Source organism: Microbacterium sp. bgisy203 (assembly GCF_057706945.1).
Map to the genome: position 1 here is coordinate 494806 of NZ_JBYIPF010000001.1, position 15494 is coordinate 510299.

At 68.3% G+C, this 15494-nt stretch carries 13 protein-coding genes and 2 riboswitches; of the genes, 3 read left to right on the plus strand and 10 right to left on the minus strand.

What is annotated here, in order from left to right; genetic code table 11:
* Window positions 1-158: 158 nt before the first annotated feature.
* Window positions 159-1925, minus strand: a complete 1767-nt coding sequence (locus AC3ENQ_RS02430; RefSeq protein WP_431801743.1) for an ABC transporter family substrate-binding protein — start codon at window positions 1923-1925, stop codon at window positions 159-161.
* A 163-nt stretch (window positions 1926-2088) separates the two neighbouring features.
* On the opposite strand from AC3ENQ_RS02430, the gene AC3ENQ_RS02435 reads away from it, so the two are divergent.
* Window positions 2089-2895 (plus strand): CPBP family intramembrane glutamic endopeptidase, encoded by an 807-nt coding sequence (locus AC3ENQ_RS02435; RefSeq protein WP_431801332.1) that lies wholly within the window; start codon window positions 2089-2091, stop codon window positions 2893-2895.
* A 214-nt stretch (window positions 2896-3109) separates the two neighbouring features.
* Window positions 3110-4135: a type IV toxin-antitoxin system AbiEi family antitoxin gene (locus tag AC3ENQ_RS02440; RefSeq protein ID WP_431801334.1), complete on the plus strand. Its 1026-nt coding sequence runs from the start codon at window positions 3110-3112 to the stop codon at window positions 4133-4135.
* 62 nt (window positions 4136-4197) lie between these two features.
* Here AC3ENQ_RS02440 and gcvP read toward each other — a convergent pair whose 3' ends face one another.
* The 9 genes from gcvP to AC3ENQ_RS02485 all read right to left on the minus strand — a co-directional run bounded on the left by gcvP (window position 4198) and on the right by AC3ENQ_RS02485 (window position 14549).
* Window positions 4198-7008, minus strand: a complete 2811-nt coding sequence (gcvP, locus tag AC3ENQ_RS02445; protein ID WP_431801745.1) for an aminomethyl-transferring glycine dehydrogenase — start codon at window positions 7006-7008, stop codon at window positions 4198-4200.
* 56 nt (window positions 7009-7064) lie between these two features.
* Window positions 7065-7445 carry a glycine cleavage system protein GcvH gene (gcvH, locus tag AC3ENQ_RS02450; protein ID WP_431801336.1) on the minus strand — a complete coding sequence of 127 codons (381 nt, stop codon included), beginning with the start codon at window positions 7443-7445 and terminating at the stop codon, window positions 7065-7067.
* Entirely contained in the window at window positions 7442-8629 is a 1188-nt protein-coding gene (locus AC3ENQ_RS02455) for a glycine cleavage system aminomethyltransferase GcvT (protein WP_431801338.1), read from the minus strand. Before AC3ENQ_RS02455 ends, gcvH begins: the two co-directional genes overlap by 4 nt.
* Window positions 8630-8679: 50 nt before the next feature.
* A riboswitch (glycine riboswitch) is annotated at window positions 8680-8795 on the minus strand.
* A 1-nt stretch (window position 8796) separates the two neighbouring features.
* Window positions 8797-8915, minus strand: a riboswitch (glycine riboswitch).
* A 113-nt stretch (window positions 8916-9028) separates the two neighbouring features.
* On the minus strand, window positions 9029-9865 hold the full coding sequence (locus tag AC3ENQ_RS02460) for an ABC transporter ATP-binding protein (RefSeq protein WP_431801340.1): 837 nt from the start codon (window positions 9863-9865) through the stop codon (window positions 9029-9031).
* Window positions 9862-10713, minus strand: coding sequence for an ABC transporter ATP-binding protein (locus tag AC3ENQ_RS02465; RefSeq protein ID WP_431801342.1), 852 nt, complete (start codon window positions 10711-10713; stop codon window positions 9862-9864). Before AC3ENQ_RS02465 ends, AC3ENQ_RS02460 begins: the two co-directional genes overlap by 4 nt.
* A complete protein-coding gene (locus AC3ENQ_RS02470) occupies window positions 10710-11837 on the minus strand; it encodes an ABC transporter permease (RefSeq protein WP_431801344.1) in 1128 nt (375 codons plus the stop codon). The genes AC3ENQ_RS02465 and AC3ENQ_RS02470 overlap by 4 nt, the downstream gene beginning before the upstream one ends.
* A complete protein-coding gene (locus AC3ENQ_RS02475; RefSeq protein ID WP_431801346.1) occupies window positions 11830-12825 on the minus strand; it encodes an ABC transporter permease in 996 nt (331 codons plus the stop codon). Before AC3ENQ_RS02475 ends, AC3ENQ_RS02470 begins: the two co-directional genes overlap by 8 nt.
* 48 nt (window positions 12826-12873) lie before the next feature.
* Window positions 12874-13668: an ABC transporter substrate-binding protein gene (locus tag AC3ENQ_RS02480; protein ID WP_431801348.1), complete on the minus strand. Its 795-nt coding sequence runs from the start codon at window positions 13666-13668 to the stop codon at window positions 12874-12876.
* Window positions 13602-14549, minus strand: coding sequence for an ABC transporter substrate-binding protein (locus AC3ENQ_RS02485; RefSeq protein ID WP_431801350.1), 948 nt, complete (start codon window positions 14547-14549; stop codon window positions 13602-13604). Before AC3ENQ_RS02485 ends, AC3ENQ_RS02480 begins: the two co-directional genes overlap by 67 nt.
* Window positions 14550-14747: 198 nt before the next feature.
* On the opposite strand from AC3ENQ_RS02485, the gene AC3ENQ_RS02490 reads away from it, so the two are divergent.
* On the plus strand, window positions 14748-15494 hold the full coding sequence (locus tag AC3ENQ_RS02490; protein ID WP_431801352.1) for an NUDIX hydrolase: 747 nt from the start codon (window positions 14748-14750) through the stop codon (window positions 15492-15494).

Below are 15494 nucleotides of genomic sequence, written 5' to 3' on the forward strand. Positions count from 1 at the left end.
GTCACCCCTTCTGGGATCTGGGGGTATCAGGCTCCGGGGTCGCGACGCGCGCGGTGGCGCGCGGGTGGCCCTACAGCGGTTCGGGTTGTTGCGCAGGAAGGCGACGGGCCGATCGGGCCCGTCGCCCCCCTGCGGGTCAGGGATTCAATCTCTGCAGATTACTCCGCGACCGTCCACTCCCAGAAATTCCAGATCGGACCGGTCTGGTTGCCCATGTAGGTGATGCCCTCGATGCGGTCGGTGTGGGCCTCGAGTCCGGCGCTCTGGAAGAGCGGCAGACCGTATCCGTCACCGAACAGCTGGGTGTCAGCCTCGATGGTCAGCTCGTCGATCTTGTCGGTGTCCAGCGTGACCGGGATCTCCTTGGCGATCTCGTCGACCTTGGCGTTGGCGTACTGGTTGAAGTTGCTGCCGCCGAAGCTCGCGAAGATCTGCGGGATGGTGCCGTTGCCGACGCCCGGGCTGGTCCAACCGAAGATGACGGCGTCGTAGATGTCCGAGCCGAGCTGCGAGGACCAGTCCTCGCGACCCACGTCCTCAACCGTGATGCCGGCCTGAGCCGCCGAGGCCTGGATGGCCTGGAACGACGCGACGCGGTTCGGGTTGTTGATGTTGTACATGACGCGGACCGTCGGGGTGGCACCGGCGAGGAGCTCCTTGGCACCCTCGATGTCGACCTCGTCGTACGCGTCCGAGCCGTTCGCGGCGACAGCGGCCTCGTAGGAGGACTGAGCCGGGATGAACAGCTGCGAGTCGAGGACCTTCGCCTCGGGGTTGACCGGCTTCATGAGCGAGTCGACGAGCTGCTGACGCGGGATCGTCTTGAGGAAGGCCTCACGGACGTTCTTCTCGGCGAACACACCCGCGAAGGTGAGGTCGATGTGGTCGTACGCGAGCTGGTCGCCCTGGAGGACCTTGACGCCGTCGAGACCCTCAAGGGCCGTCAGCGTGTCGGCCGAGGCCTGCGGGACGATGAGGTCGACCTCGCCGTTCTGCAGAGCCGAGACCTGCGCCTGCGGGTCGCCGATGAAGCGGATGACGACCGTCGAGAAGCTGGGCTTGAGGTCGCCCGTGTACTTGTCGTTCAGCTCGAGCGTGATCGACTGCGTGGGTTCCCACGAGGCGATCTTGAAGGGGCCGCTCGACAGGTACAGCGACTCGTCGTCGGGCAGCGACGTCATGTCGAAGCCGGTGTTCCAGAAGTCGGCGGCGGCCTTCAGCGTCTCGTTCGTCGCAGCGGGCGCGTCGACGTCGCCGCGCGGCGAGTCGAGGATCGTCTGGATGAGCTCCTCCTGGTCGACGCCGGCCTTGTCGGCGACGACGTGGACGGGCTGGTCGATCAGGCCGTTGAGGTTCCAGTCGACGAAGGGCTGGTCGTACTCGACGGTCAGCGAGAGCTTGTCGTCGGAGACCTCGGTGATCTTCGAGGTCTTCAGGCCCTCGGTCGAGCCCGCGTACTCGAAGTACTGGGTGCCCGCGGTGACGTTGCCCTCGTCGTCGAACGTGGCGTCGTCGAAGATGCCGGAAGAGACGGCCCAGCCGAAGACGAGGTCGTCGGTGTTGATAGCCTCGCCGTCGGACCAGGTGAGTCCGTCCTGCAGCGTGTACTTGACCTGCAGCGGGTCGTCGGAGACCTTCTCCATCTTTCCGAACGACTCGTCCGGCACGACGTTGTACTCGTCGTCGATGTAGTAGAAGCCGGCACGCGTGAAATACGCGACCTTGCTGTTGATGTCGAGGTTTCCGGTCGCCGAGATCGAGTTCGTGCTGGTGAACTCGTTGGTCTCCGCGATCGTGACCTGCGTGTCGGTGACGGCCTTGTCGGTCTCGTCACTGTTGCCGCCGGCCGTCGAGCACGCGGTGAGAGCGAGGGCGGCGACGCCGATTCCCGCTCCAGCCGCGAGCGCGCGCTTGCGCCACGTCATTGCTGACACTATTCCTCCTGGTGAAAGGGTGATGCGCCCGGCGATGGGGGGCCTGGGCACGGATGAATCGACCATAAGCACGCTCGGAAGGCCCGCCAAACCACCCGCACAAACCGTTACAGATCCTTTACTGAAGTACATCTGCCTGTGACAATCTGACAACGTGACCGACACAAAACCTGGCGATCCGCTTAGCCCAGACGCCATCGTCCGACACGCCCGCACGAGGCTCTGGTGGGAGATCGCGATCGTCCTCGCACTGTCGGTGGGGCGCTCCGCGGTGTATTCCGTCCTCTCGCTCGTGCAAGCGCTCACCCGGGAAGAATCCTTGGGCGACCAGTCGACGTCGCTGAATCCCGGGGCGAACGCCGAGCAGTTCTGGGACGTGCTGTACCAGTTCCTCGGTCAGTTCTTCGCGCTCGCCCCCGTCGCCCTCGCGATCTACCTGCTCTGGGAGCCGGGAGTCTCCGCCTTTCGACGCATCGGGCTCGACTTCCGCATGTTCGCGAAGGACGTCGGCGCAGGCATCCTGCTCGTCCTGGTCATCGGCGTGCCGGGCCTCGGTCTGTATGCGGCGGGACGCGCGCTGGGGATCACGGTGCAGGTGGATGCCTCGCCGCTCGGCGCCTCGTGGTGGACGATCCCGCTGCTGCTGCTCGCGGCACTGCGCGCGGGCCTCACCGAAGAGGTCATCTTCATCGGGTACCTGTTCGACCGGCTGCGGCGACTGGGGTGGGGCCCGTGGGCGATCATCCTGTCGACCGCGGCGTTGCGCGGGCTGTACCACGCCTATCAGGGCTTCGGCCCGCTCGCGGGGAACGTCGCGATGGGCATCGTGTTCGGGTGGGTGTATCAGCGGTGGGGCCGCGTGATGCCCCTCGTGATCGCGCATACCCTGATCGACGTGATCGCCTTCATCGGCTACCCCCTCGCCGCCGCCTGGTGGCCCGCCCTCTTCGCCCCCGCCTGACCCCTCCCTCCCTCCCCTCCGCTCCTGACCGCGAGACTGCATCTGTGGGTCGAGACATCGGCCAGTGACCAAGGTTTCGCCTCGCAGATGCAGTCTCGCGGTCAGGACGGGGTGGGTGGGCGGGCGTTGTCCACAGGTGGCGCGGTGTGCGAGTTGTCCACGGATCGTGGGGGCGGGGCGCACGCGGTGGGGCGGGGCCAGGCACCCTGGGGGCATGCGCCTCCTCCGTCCAGACATCGCCCCCGCTCCGATCCCGCTGGTGCGCGGCGCCGACGTCGCGCACGCGAGCCGGGAGATCGAGCGCGGAACGCTCGTACGCGTTCGCCCGGGCGTGTTCGCGGATGCCTCGGAGTGGTCGGCGCTGGCGCCGTGGAATCGGTATCTCGCCCGCGTCCACGCCGTCGCGCTCACCCGGCCGGACACCGTCTTCGCCTTCGAGTCCGCGGCCGCGCTGCTCGGGCTGCCCATCTTCAACGATCCCGGAACCGTGCACGAGTTGGCGCTCGCGGGAGGCACAGCACGGATGAGTGCCGGCATCCGCATTCACACCGGTCGCAACGATCGCTCCGTCATCATCCGCCACGGCCTGCTCCTGACCGACGTCGCCGACACCTGCGTGGATCTCGCGCGCCACCGGCATCCGGCGATCGGACTGGCCACCGCGGATGCCGCGCTCCGCCTCGCCCCTTCGCTCAGTCGCGACGTTCTGCGCGCCATCAACGAGCAACGCGCGAGCTCGCGCGGACGCGCCCGCGCACGATGGGCGCTGGAGCGTGCGAGCGCGGTCACCGAGAGCGTGCTCGAGTCGGTCAGCGTCGCGGTGTTCGAATGGCTCGGGATGCCGGAGCCCGATCTTCAGGTCTCGTTCCGATCCGAGGACGGCAGCACCGACCGCCCGGACTTCACGTGGCGACTGCCCGGTGGCCGCCGTGTGGGTGCGGACGCCGACGGCGACCTGAAGTACGACGGGCGCTATGGGACGGCACGTGACGTGATGCACCGTCAGACGCAACGCGACGCGCGGCTGCGCCGGCACCTCGATGCCATCGGCCACTTCGGGTGGAACGACGTCCTCGCTGTCGATCCGCTGCGCGGCATCCTGCGCGAAATCGGTCTGCGTCCGGCAGCCCCCGAACACGCCGCCCCGCTCCTGACCCTCCGCCGCGCACTCTCCCCGTCCACCCGCTCCACCGGCTCACCCCGCGAGACTGCGTCTGTGGGTCGAGACATCGGTCTCTAGCCGCAGTCTCGCCTGGCAGATGCAGTCTCGCGGTCAGGCGCAGGGCGGCCAGGCGCAGGGCGCTACGCGAAGGCCTCGACGGGCGGGCAGGCGCAGACGAGGTTGCGGTCGCCGTAGGCGTTGTCGATCCGGCGGACGGGGGGCCAGTACTTCGTGCGCACCAGGGTGTGCACGGGGTACACGGCATCCTCCCGCGAGTAGGGGTGCTCCCACCCGGACGCGATCGCCGACTCGGCGGTGTGCGGGGCGTTCACGAGGGGGTTGTCGGATGCCGGCCACTCCCCCGCCTGCACCCGGTCCGCCTCGGCTCGGATCGCGATCATCGCCTCGATGAACCGCTCGATCTCGCCGAGATCCTCCGACTCGGTCGGCTCGACCATCAGCGTCCCCGCGACCGGGAATGACATCGTGGGTGCGTGGAAGCCATAGTCGATGAGGCGCTTGGCCACGTCATCCACGGTGATCCCGGTCGCGTCCTTCAGCGGCCGCAAGTCGAGGATGCACTCGTGCGCGACGAGCCCTCCCTCGCCGCTGTACAGCACCGGGTAGTGGTCGCGCAGCCGCACGGCGATGTAGTTCGCCGACACGACCGCCGCGCCCGTCGCCTGCCGGAGCCCGTCGGCGCCCATCATCCGGATGTACGCCCACGAGATCGGCAGGATGGATGCCGAACCGTACGGCGCCGCCGAGACCGGTCCGCCGTCGAACACGAAGCCGTCGGCGTGCTCCGCGCGCTGGGCGAGCGGGTGCGACGGGAGAAAGGGCGCCAGGTGCGCCTTCGCCGCGACCGGGCCGACGCCCGGACCGCCCCCACCGTGTGGGACCGCGAACGTCTTGTGCAGGTTCAGGTGCGACACGTCACCGCCGAGGTCGCCGAAGCGGGCGAACCCGACGAGCGCGTTCATGTTCGCGCCGTCGACGTAGACCTGGCCGCCCGCCTCGTGGACGGCGGCGCAGAGCTCCACGACATCCTGCTCGTACACGCCGTGCGTCGACGGGTAGGTGATCATGAGCGCCGCGAGCGTCTCGGCGTGCGCCGCGATCTTCGCGCGGAGATCGGCGAGGTCGACGTTGCCCGCGTCGTCGCACGCCACGACGACGACGCGCATGCCGGCGAGCACCGCCGAGGCCGCGTTCGTGCCGTGGGCGGAGGACGGGATGAGGCACACGTCGCGCTGCACATCACCGCGCGAGTGGTGGTAGCCGCGGATCGCGAGGAGCCCCGCGAGTTCGCCCTGCGAACCGGCGTTCGGCTGCAGAGACACCGCGTCGTACCCCGTGATCTCGGCGAGCCACGACTCGAGCTGGTCGATGAGCACGAGGTACCCCGCGACGTCCTCGGCGGGCGCGAACGGGTGCACCCGGGAAAACTCCGGCCACGACACCGCCGCCATCTCGGTCGCCGCGTTGAGCTTCATCGTGCACGATCCGAGCGGGATCATGCCGCGGTCGAGCGCGTAGTCGCGGTCGGCGAGCTGCTTGAGGTAGCGCATCATCGCCGTCTCGGAGTGGTGCGCGTGGAAGACGGGATGCGTCAGGAAGTCGTCATCACGGCGCAGGGATGCCGGGAGGTGCGACAACCCGAAGACGGCGTGCAGGCCGACCTTCGACTGCGGCGTCGCACCGAAGACCCCGGCGATCGCCTCGAGCTCGGCGGGCGTCGTCGTCTCATCGATCGAGATGCCGACCGAGTCGCTGTCGCGGAACCACAGCTGGAAGCCTCGCTCCCGCGCGGCGGCGACGATCTCGCCGGCACGGCCAGGCACCGCCACGACGAGCGTGTCGAAGAAGTCGTCGTGGAGCACCTCGGCGCCCGCCTCGGTCAGCGTGCGGTGGAGCGCGGATGCCTTCGACGCGACGTCCGCCGCGATGCTCTTCAGCCCCTCGGGGCCGTGGTACACGGCGTACATCGAGGCCATGACGGCGAGGAGCACCTGCGCGGTGCAGATGTTCGACGTCGCCTTCTCGCGGCGGATGTGCTGCTCGCGGGTCTGGAGGGAGAGGCGGTAGGCGGGCTTGCCCTCGGCATCCTGCGAGACGCCGACGAGGCGGCCCGGGAGCTGTCGCTCGAGCCCGGCGCGCACCGCCATGTACCCGGCGTGCGGGCCGCCGAAGCCCATCGGCACGCCGAAGCGCTGCGTCGTGCCGACGGCGATGTCGGCGCCGAGCGACCCGGGCGAGCGGAGGAGCGTCAGCGCGAGGAGGCCGGCAGCGACGACGGCGCGTCCGCCCTGCGCCTGGACGGCGGCGATGACCTCGGACGGGTCCCACACGCGGCCGGAGGCGCCGGGGTATTGGATGAACGCGCCGAACACGTCCATGTCCGCGGGAGGCGGCGACAGATCGTAGGGGGTCTCGTGGAGTTCGATCCCCACGGCCGCGGCACGGTGCGCGAGCAGCGCCTTCGTCTGCGGCAGTGCGTCGGCATCGACGAGGAAGATGTTCGAGGAGGAGGTCGACGCGCGCCGGGCGAGGAGCATCCCCTCGACGACGGCCGTCGCCTCGTCGAGCATCGACGCGTTCGCCGTCGCGAGACCGGTGAGGTCGGTGACCATCGTCTGAAAGTTGATGAGGGCCTCGAGCCGGCCCTGCGAGATCTCCGGCTGGTAAGGCGTGTACGCCGTGTACCAGGACGGGTTCTCGAACACGTTCCGCGCGATCACCGACGGCGTGAACGTGTCGTAGTAGCCGAGCCCGATCATCGACCGGGCGGGTCGGTTCATCGCCGCGAGGGCGCGCAGCTCCGCCAGCGCCTCGGCCTCGGAGGCCGCCGGTGGGATGGCGCTGTCCGGCACGGGGGCGGCGTGGATGGATGCCGGGACGGCACGCTCGACGAGGGCGTCGACCGCGTCGTAGCCGAGCGCGTTCAGCATGATCGCCTGTGCGTCGGCATCCGTTCCGATGTGACGACTGCGGAAGGGGGCGGAGCTCACGCGGCGCCGCCGGTGAACTCGAGGTACGCCGCGTGGTCGAGGAGCGTCTCGATGTCGGAGGGGGTGACGCGGATCTTCAGCAGCCACGCGCCGAACGCGTCGCCGTTGACCGAGGACGGGTCATCGACGACCTCGGCGTTGATCTCCACGACCTCGCCCGTCAGCGGGGCGTAGAGCTCGCCGACCGACTTCGTCGACTCGATCTCGCCGCAGACCGCGCCCGCGGTCACCGCCGAGCCTGCCGAGGGAAGGTCGACGTATACGATGTCGCCGAGCTTGTCGGCGGCGTAATCGGTGATGCCGACGGTCGCGATGTCGCCGTCGAGGGCGACCCATTCGTGCTCTTCGGTGTACTTGAGAGCGGTCTGATCGGTCATGAGTTCCTCCGGTAGAAAGGCAGTGCGGTCACGGTCGCGGGGATGCGGGTTCCCCGCACGTCGATGAAGAGTTCGGTGCCGGGTGCGGCGAGGTCGCTCGGCACGAACGCCATGGCGATGGGGTGGCCGAGCGTCGGGCTGAGCGCCCCGCTCGTAATCTCACCGACGGGCTCACCGCCCTCGGCGTCAGCGAAGACGGCGTACCCGGCGCGCCCCGCGCGGCGGCCCTCCGACACGAGCCCGACGAGCACGGGCAGATCGGCGGATGCCGCGGCGAGCGCGCCCTGGCCGACGAAATCGTCCTTGTCCATCGCGACGGCCCGGCCGAGCCCCGCCTGCGCGGGCAGGATCTGATCGCTCAGCTCGTGGCCGTGCAGCGGCATCCCCGCTTCGAGGCGGAGGGTGTCGCGGGAGGCGAGGCCCGCGGGAACGACGCCGAGCGGGGTTCCCGCGGCGAGCAGCGCGTCCCACAGCGCGGGGGCGGCATCATTCGGGACGAGCAGTTCGAAGCCATCTTCACCGGTGTAGCCGGTGCGGGCGACGAAGAGCGAGGCGCCCTGGAACGTTCCGGCGGACCAGGCGTAGTAGCCGAGATCGGCGAGCGCGGGGTTCAACCCGTCGATCCCGTCGGTCGCGGTGAGGACCTCGCGGGCGCGCGGGCCCTGGACCGCGATGAGCGCGACCTGATCGGAGATGTCCTCGATGCGGGCAGCGTCAGCACCGACGACCGTGCCGAAGAACTCGGGGACGTCGGGACTCCCCGCCACGAACGCGGCGGAGATCGGCGCCCGCGCCGCGCGCTCCGAGAACGCCTCCGCGACGAGGGCGCGGTTTCCGGCGTTCGAGATGACGACGAAGTAGTCCTCGCCGGTGCGATAGACGATGACGTCGTCGATCACTCCTCCGGCATCCGACAGCAGCAGGGAGTACTTCGCCTTGCCGACCTTCATCGCCCCGATGCGACCAGCGAGGGCGTAGTCGAGGAAGGCGGCTGCTCCCGCGCCGGTCACGAGGAACTCGGCCATGTGCGAGATGTCGAACAGGCCCGCCGTCTGCCGCACGGCGTGATGCTCGGCGAGGTCCGACGTGTGGCGGACCGGCATCGACCAGCCGCCGAAGTCGGTGAACGAGGCGCCGAGCGCGACGTGGCGGTCATGGAGCGGGGTGGTGCGAAGGTCTGACATGAGTTCTCCCGGTCTCGGGCGGGCGCATGCCGGAGTCGGCATACGTGAACTCCCCCTCTGTCATGGGCCTGAGAGTTTCGCCCCGATACGGTCCACGACCGATCAGGGGGCTTTCACCGTCGGCGGACGTCGAACGCGCGGGGCTCGAAATCGCTTTCCAGAGCGGCCGGACGCGGGCGGTACGCGGACCTGAGAGATTGGCGGGGAGGCTTGCTCCTTCGGTGCTCGGCGCCCGTCGTCCTCCGGAGAGGTCGAGGGGATGCCGGGGCTCTCCCGCGCGCGTCATGCGGCCTGTCTTCAGTTGTGGGGCCAGCATAGCCGGTACGGACGCGTGCAGCCGACGTACCGGAGGATATCTCCGCCCGCGCGGGAGAGGCAGTCACCGCACGGGCGGAAGTCTCAGCCTTCGCGGGCGAGTTCTCGGCGCACCTCATCACGCAGCCGGCCGAGGTTCTCGGGCTCGGGCGCCGCGCCCAGCAGCGTCTTGGTGTACTCGTGCTTCGGGTGCAGGATCACCTCGTCGGCGCCTCCGCGCTCGACGATGTCGCCCTTGTACATGACGAGGATCTCGTCGCTGAAGTGGCGGGCCGTGGCGAGATCGTGCGTGATGTAGAGCACACCCAGGTTGTCCTCGCGCTGGAGCTCGGCGAGGAGGTTCAGCACCCCGAGGCGGATCGAGACGTCGAGCATCGACACCGGCTCGTCGGCGATGATGAACCGCGCCCCGGGCGCGAGGGCACGGGCGATGGCGACGCGCTGACGCTGACCGCCGGAGAGCTCGTGCGGGCGGCGCTCGGCGATCTTGTCGGCGGGCGTGAGACGCACGCGCTCGAGCAGTTCGAGCATGCGCGCCCGCACCTGCTCGTTCGAGAGCTCCGGGTGGTGGATGCGCAGCGGCCGCTCGATGTGGTGCGCGATCGAGTGGAACGGGTTGAGCGAGGCGAACGGGTCCTGGAAGACCATCTGCACATCGGAGCGGTACTGGGCGAGTGCCCGCCCGTGCGATCCGGACGGGTGCCCGTCGATGAGGATCTTGCCCGAGGTCGGCGTCTCGAGCTTCGCGATCATGCGGGCGATCGTCGACTTGCCGCTGCCCGACTCTCCGACGAGCGCGACCGGGCGCCCCGGCTCGAGCGTGAACGAGGCATCCTTCACGGCATGCAGCGTCCGTACCGAGAAGCCGCTGCGCAGCCGGAAGTCCTTGACGAGGTTGCGTGCCTCCAACGCCTGGCTCATGCCGCGTCCTCCTTACCGCCGGTGCGGACGAAATCGCCGCGCTCGCCACGCAGACTCGGGAAGCTCGAGAGGAGCTTCTGCGTGTAGGCGTGCCGCGGCTCGCGATAGATCTGCTCTGCCGTGCCCTGTTCGACGATCTCGCCTTGGAGCATCACGGCGATCCGGTCGGAGATCTCGATGAGCATCGGGAGGTCGTGCGTGATGAAGATCACGGCGAACCCGAGCTTCTCGCGCAACCGCATGATCTCGCGGATGATGCCGCGCTGCACGACGACGTCGAGTGCTGTCGTCGGCTCGTCCATGATCATCACCTGCGGGTCGAGCGCGAGCGCCATGGCGATCATGACGCGCTGGCGCATGCCGCCGGAGAGCTCGTGGGGGAAGCTCGACAGACGCTTCGGGTCGACGCCGACGAGGGTGAGAAGCTCTTCGGACCGCGCCTGCTTGGCCTTCTTGCTCATGCCGGGACGGTGCGTATCGAACACGTCGAACAGTTGCGCCTTTATGGAGATCACGGGGTTGAGGGAGTTCATCGCCCCCTGGAAGACCATCGAGATCTTGTCCCATCGGAACGCGCGTAGCTCTTCGTCGGCGAGAGCGACCACGTCGATGTCGTAGCCCTCGCGATCGTGGAAGACGACCTCGCCGCTCGTCATGAGCGCCGGCGGCTTGAGCAGACGGTTCATGCCGTAGGCGAGCGTGGTCTTTCCGCAGCCGGACTCCCCTGCGAGGCCGAGGATCTCACCGCGATGCAGATCCAGCGACACGTTGCGAACCGCCTTGACGGGCGGGTCCACCTCGTATCCGATCGAGACGTCACGGGCGGACAGCACGACCTCGGCGGTCATCGGGTGGCTCCTTCGGTGACGGCTGCGGTGCCTGCGACGCCCTTACCGGCCTTCTCGGCGCGGCGGACGCGGCGAGCGGCATCGGGTGCCACGCGCAGCTTCGGGTTGATGATCTCGTCGATGGAGAAGTTGACCAGCGACAGCCCTGCGCCCAGGAGGGCGATCAGCAGGCCCGGCGGCACGAACCACCACCACGCGCCGGTTCCGAGGGCCTGTCCCGTCTGGGCGTCATTGAGGACGGTGCCCCACGTGATCGAGTCGCTCGCGCCGAGGCCGAGATACGACAGGCCCGCCTCGCCGAGGATCGCGAAGATGATCGCGAAGAGGAACTGCGCGGCCAGAAGCGGCAGCAGGTTCGGAAGGATCTCGACGAAGATGACGCGGGTGGACTTCTCGCCGGCCACCCGCGCGGCGGAGACGTAGTCGCGGGATCGGAGCGACCGCGCCTGCACGCGGAGAACGACCGCGGAGCCCGCCCAGCTGGTGATGCCGAGGACGATCGCGACGAGGAACCAGCTGCGCGTCGGCGAGTAGGTCGCGATCACCATGACCAGCGGAAGCCCCGGAATGACCAGCATGATGTTCGTGATGAGCGAGAGCACCTCATCGCCCCAGCCGCCGAGGTAGCCGGCGAGCACACCGAACACGACAGAGAAGGTCAGCGCGATGAGCGCCGCGATGATGCCGACCAGGAGCGAACCCTGGGTCCCCCAGGCGATCTGGGCGAAGACGTCGTAGCCGAGCTTCGTCGTGCCGAGCAGGTGATCAGCGGACGGCGGCTGCAGCGCCGGGTTGCCGCTGAAGCGCGGATTCTGCACGAAGAACGGCGCGATGACGCCGAAGGCGACGATCACGATGACGATCGAGAGGCCGATGACGAGCTTCGCGGACCGACGCGGCATGAGCTGACGGATGCCGCGACGCGCGGCGGCCGCGTACTCCTTCTGCGCATCGACGTCGAGCGTCGTGGAGAGGGCGCCGGGGGCGACGACCTCACGGTCGACCGCGACCCCGAGCAGGTCGCTGGATGCCGGGGCGGTGTCCACCGCAGCGGCGACGTCGGGCTCGAGGGTGGGGGTATCCGAGGTCTCGGGAGCCTCGGACAGGCTGCGCGGATCAGACATTGTGGCGTGCTCTCGGGTCGATGAACCCGTAGACCAGGTCCATGATGAAGTTGGCGGCGAGGACGGCGAGGGTGATCACGAGGAAGACCCCCTGCATCAGCGCATAGTCGTTGTTCTGCACCGCCGTGAACATCAGCTTGCCGATGCCTGGGTAGGTGAACACCTGCTCCATGACGATCGACCCGGCGACGATGAAGCCGAGCGAGATGGCGAAGCCGGCGATCGAGGGGATCGCCGCGTTGCGCGTCGCGTACGCGGTGAGGATGCGGCGGGGCTTCAGGCCCTTCGCCTTGGCCGTGACGATGTAGTCCTCGGCGAGGGTGGAGACCATCATGTTGCGCATGCCGAGCAACCACCCGCCCACCGAGCCGAGCACGATCGTGATGGCCGGCAGGATGCCGTGGTACAGCGCCGACCCCGCGAATGCCCAGCTGAGCTCCGGACCGTCGGGGAACTCGAACACGTCGTACCCGCCGATGATCGGGAAGATGCCGAGGCCGACGGAGAAGACGGCGATGAGCACGAGCGCGAGCCAGAAGTAGGGCACCGACTGCAGGATCGTCGTGGCGGGGACGAGGTTGTCGACCCAGGTCCCGCGCTTCCAGCCGACCCACGCGCCCACGCCGACGCCGATGACGAAGGAGATGATCGTCGCGAGGCCCACGAGGACGATTGTCCAGGGAAGGGCCGCCCCGATGAGTTCGGTGACGGGAGCGGGGAACTTGCTGAAGGAGATGCCGAGGTCACCCGAGAGCAGACGCCCCCAGTAGCCCCAGTACTGATCCCACAGCGACAGATCCTTGTCACCGCCGAGCATCAGCTGGATGTTGTTGATCGTCGACAGGGGCACCTCGCCGCGCTGCTGGAGCTTGGCGATGAGGACGTCGGCGGGGTTCCCCGGCATGAGCCGGGGAAGCAGGAAGTTGAGGGAGATCGCGACCCACAGCGTGATGGCGTAGAACGCGAGCCTTCGTGCGTAGAACTTCATGACACGTCTTCCGTCTCTCCTGCTTCCCCGGTCTTCATGCGGTGCGGATTACTTCTGCTTCAGGTGCTGGAGGATGAAGCCTGCCGAGCCCGAGCCCCAGGAGGGCGGGAAGGCGTACAGGTCGTCCTCGGTCGGCCAGCCCGTGAAGTCCTTCGTGTTGAAGAAGGTCTGGGTGGCGTTGATGACGAGCGGGATGTACGGGAGGTCCCGGACGATCTCGGTCTGGATGGTCGCGTACGCTTCCTTCTTCGTGGCCTCGTCGTTGGTCGCAGCGGCCTTGAGCACGGCCTCGTCGACGACGGGGTTGGAGTAGCGGCTGAAGTTCCACGCGCCCGGTGCGAGCTGCTCGCCGACCTTGGTCGTCGAGGTGCCGGCGAACCAGTCCTTGTAGATCTGGAACGGGTCGGCGACCGAGGTGCCGATGACACCGCCCATGATCAGCTCGTACCTGCCCGTCTGGCGCGCGTCGGAGAACTCCTGCCACTGCACGGTCGAGGCGGTCACCTTGATGCCGGCCTCCGCAGCCTGCTCGGCGATCAGCTTGGCGGCGTCGTTGTAGTCGGTCCACCCCTCGACCGAGATGAGCGACAGGTCGATCGGCGTGCCGTCCTTGCCGTAGAACCCGTCGGAGCCCTTGGTGTAGCCGGCTGCCTCGAGGATGGCGTCCGCCTCCGAGACGTTCGGACTCTGCGGGCTCTCGGCGTTCGCCGGGTCGGCCAGCCACTTCTCGTCACGAGGCATGAGCGTGAAAGCGGGCGAGATGGTGCTCGTGAGGTTCACGAACGCCTTCTCCTTGATGGTGCTGCGGTCGATAGCGAGGTTGAGCGCCTGTCGGACGGCCACGTCGGTCTGCTCGCCCTCGCAGCCGAGGTCGACGTTCGCGCAGGTGTAGAGCACCGTCGGATCTTGCGGGGTGTTGAGCATGAGATCGTGCCGCCGGAGGTGACGTCGTCGGGGTTCGGCACGAACATGCCGGTCCAGTCGAGCTTGCCGGCCTTGAGCAGGTCCTGCGCGGACTGGTTGGCGTCGATCGCGATGTACTGGACCTTCTTGACGGCGGGCACGCCCTCGTCGCGGAAGTTCTCGTTCGCCACCAGCGTGTACGAGGAATCGCTCGTGCTCTGGACCTTGTAGGGACCGGTGCCGACCGGCTCCTCGTCGGTGAAGGTCGTGAAATCGTCGACCTCGCTCCAGACGTGCTCGGGGAGCATCCACGTGGCGCCGAGGATCTGGAACTCACGCGTGAACTGCGGCGTGTCGTAGGTGAGGACGACCGTCGCGTCGTCGGGCGCCTCCGCCTTGGTGGGCGCGTTGGCCTTGTTGCCCTCGTACTCGAAGGTGAACACGACGTCCTTGGCGGTGAACGGCTTGCCGTCGTTCCACTTCACGCCGTCCTTGAGCTTGATCGTGATCTGCGTGCCGTCTTCGTTGAACTCGTAGCTCTCGGCGAGGAGGCCGGTGGGCTCGGTGTCGGCGGTCTTGTTGTAGGCGAACAGGGTCTCGTAGACGGGACCGAGCGCGCCGTGCAGAACCGTCGGGGCGAAGGGGTTGTAGTTGGCCACGATGGGCGTCTGGCTGCCGGCCCAGACGCGCAGCGTCTTGCCGCCGTCGTCGCCACCGGCGTCGTTGGAACCACCGGCGGAACAGCCGGCGAGACCGAGAACGAGGACCGACGCCCCGATCACGGCAGCGACCGCGCCGGAGCGCTTCGCGTTGCGGATCATCTATGAACTCCTCTGGTGTGCTTCCTTGCAACAAACCCCGGGACGAGGTTTGTTAGGAAAGTAACCTAACAAACCGTCGATTTCCGGCCGGGGGCGGTTTTGTGACCATGCTGTTACGAAATCGCTCTCAACCCCGACACCCTCGGTTGCCTTCGCGTCACGATGACCCTAAGATCGGTGCAGATAGTTAGGGTCATCATGACAACAACCCGTGGACCGGTGCACGCCGCGCAGCCCGACGCGCGCGAAGACGGCATCCGTGTCGCCGTGTCGACCGTCATCTTCAGCCTGCGCCGCGACACCGGAGCCGACCGCGCGCGCGTCGTCCTCCCCCTCGTCCGCCGCACGCGCGAGCCGTATGAGAGCGCGTGGGCACTGCCCGGAGGGTGGCTGCGCCCCGACGAGAATCTGGATGCCGCGGCATCCCGCACCCTCGCCGAGACCACGGGCCTCGCCCCGAGCTTCCTCGAGCAGCTCTACGCCTTCGGCGACGTCGACCGCTCCCCCAGCCGCGTCGTCTCGATCGTCTACTGGGCGCTCGTGCGCGAGGAGGTCTCGTCGATCTCGGCATCCACCGCTGCCGCGCACGACGACAACCACGACGACGAGAACGTCGCGTGGTTCGACGCGATCACCCACCCGCCGCTCGCGTTCGACCACGACCAGATCGTCGAGTACGCGCTGTGGCGCCTGCGCAACAAGGTCGGCTACAGCCGCATCGCGCACGGGCTTCTCCCCGACCTCTTCACCCTCGCCGACCTCCGCGAGGTGTACGAGGCGATCCTCGGCCGGCGCCTGGACCCCGCCAACTTCCGCCGCCAGGTGGAGAACTCCGACACCCTCATCCCGACCGACGACTACCGCACCGGCAGTCACCGCCCCGCCCGCCTCTACCGCTACGACGAGGCTTTCGAGCTCGCCGAACGCGGGCCGCTGCCCCACTGA